The sequence below is a fragment of the Flectobacillus sp. genome (genome assembly GCF_049240685.1).
Lineage (GTDB): Bacteria > Bacteroidota > Bacteroidia > Cytophagales > Spirosomataceae > Flectobacillus.
In genome coordinates, this window is record NZ_JBMLSD010000513.1 from 1 (window position 1) to 1949 (window position 1949).

The following is a 1949-nucleotide window of genomic DNA, read 5'->3' on the forward strand; positions in this document are numbered from 1 at the left end:
GCCAAATCAGTTTTTCGACCATCGACCAAAATCCGTTCGCTACAAAAGCTGGTGTTTCCTTTGACTCGATTTTTTAAATGGCATGAAATTAAACACTGACTGCGAATCCGGAAGTAGGAGGTTTTTTGGTTAACTGCTGACTTCGATGAGAAGTATTTCTTTTTCCAAGATCAAAAATAATCTAAGAGGCTTTCAAGCACAAGGAATTGCCTCATAGCCATAGTTCACAAGAAATACTTGTAGTATTTAAAAACATTAAACCAGTCAGTTTGCACTTACGTTGAGAAGAACCGTGAAAGGGCGACAAAAGACCAAATGTATTAATCTTTGATAATAAGATACATCGTCTCCGTATCAGCGGTTTCGTTTTTGACTAGCATAGTCCTTAATCGATTCAATGTGAAAAATCGACTTTTTAGAACATACCCCTGCGAGTAGCCAATTTGGGTCAATTTACATGCTCTCACATTGACATCTTTTTTTATGCGATACATTTTATTATCATCCGCAACGAAGTAGTCGGGATACTCATTCACCAGCCAAACACGTTTAACAAATATAGCTTTTTTCAATGATCCTACGTTTTGATTTGTAAACTAAATAAGTTTTGCCGACGATTGCAAAAGTTAAGTAAACAAAACCCCAACATTTGCCTAATCAACGACAACTTACTTGATCAACAATTTTTTATAAAACACTAATTCAGCCAGATTTGGGCATTTATTAGAATTTTTCTGCTCCTTTGTTGTATTTTGGCACTTCTGCCGACATTTTGCTAACTTTGCAAAATGAAAAAACAAGCTAATCAATACGATAAGATTTTCAAAGAAAACATTGAGGCCGTAATTCCAAGCCTTATGCAAAACGTCTTGAGCATCAATGCCTTATCAGTCGAAGATGTACCCAATGATATTCAGCACACAAAAGAGCGTAAACCCGATGTTTTGAAGAAAGTAACCGACCAAGACGGTTCAGTCTTTATTCTACACATTGAGTTTCAAGTTGCCAATGAATCTGAAATGATTTATCGGATGGGGGAATATTATTTCATGTTGGCACGTAAATTCAAGCTACCGATTCGGCAATTTGTCATTTTTATTGGAAACAGTAAGCCTCGAATGACAACAAAAATTGATTTACCAATGCTGAAATTCGAGTTTCCTCTGCTGGCATTAGCCACCGTTGATTATAGCCTTTTTCTAAATTCAAATAAACCCGAAGAAATAATTTTAAGTATTTTGGCTGATTTTAATAATGTATCAACAGATTTTGTACTTAAACAAATTATTTCTCGACTTGAAGAAACAACTCAAAGTGATTTATCGTTAAAAAAGTATTTCAAACAGTTGCGTATATTAGCTCAACTGCGTAAATTAGAACAAAATTTAAAAGATATAGTGATGGACAGCATTGCAAAATACATAGATGAAGAAAGGGACGTAGCTTTTCTAGTTGGACAAGAAAAAGCAGAGGAAAGATTTGTAAAAAATCTACTTGCTAAAATGTCATTAACATTAGAGCAAATTGCAGATATTGCGGGAGTATCTGTTGAGTTTGTTAAGCAAGTTAAGCAGAAAATTGTTACTAATTGATCCTATAATAGTCATTTACAAACGTTGACAAATACTTATAATCGTTTGTAAATGAATAAATTTATGAGTCAAAATGTAAAAAATACACTCATGAATATCATATAAACAACAAATAATCAGCAACTTGCAATATTTTGACAGCCATTCAAAACAATGTTAGAACGAAGTACAGTAAAACATTTTAGCCTTATGAATTTAAACTTCTGCGATATTCATGAACGCTTTTGAATCACAAACTCATATTTCTACATTTTTTGATGAATTCTTGCTTTTTAAAATTATTAATTAAAACTTGCATTTGTTAAGTAAATTAAACTCCAACGTTTACTTAATTAACGACAATTTAGTTGATTATCA

The 1949-nt window shown here is 32.8% G+C and carries 1 protein-coding gene; it reads left to right on the forward strand.

What is annotated here, in order from left to right; translation table 11 throughout:
• Positions 1-788 precede the first annotated feature (788 nt).
• Positions 789-1592 (forward strand): hypothetical protein, encoded by an 804-nt coding sequence (locus tag ACOVQ4_RS23715; RefSeq protein ID WP_421823060.1) that lies wholly within the window; start codon positions 789-791, stop codon positions 1590-1592.
• Positions 1593-1949: the final 357 nt, after the last annotated feature.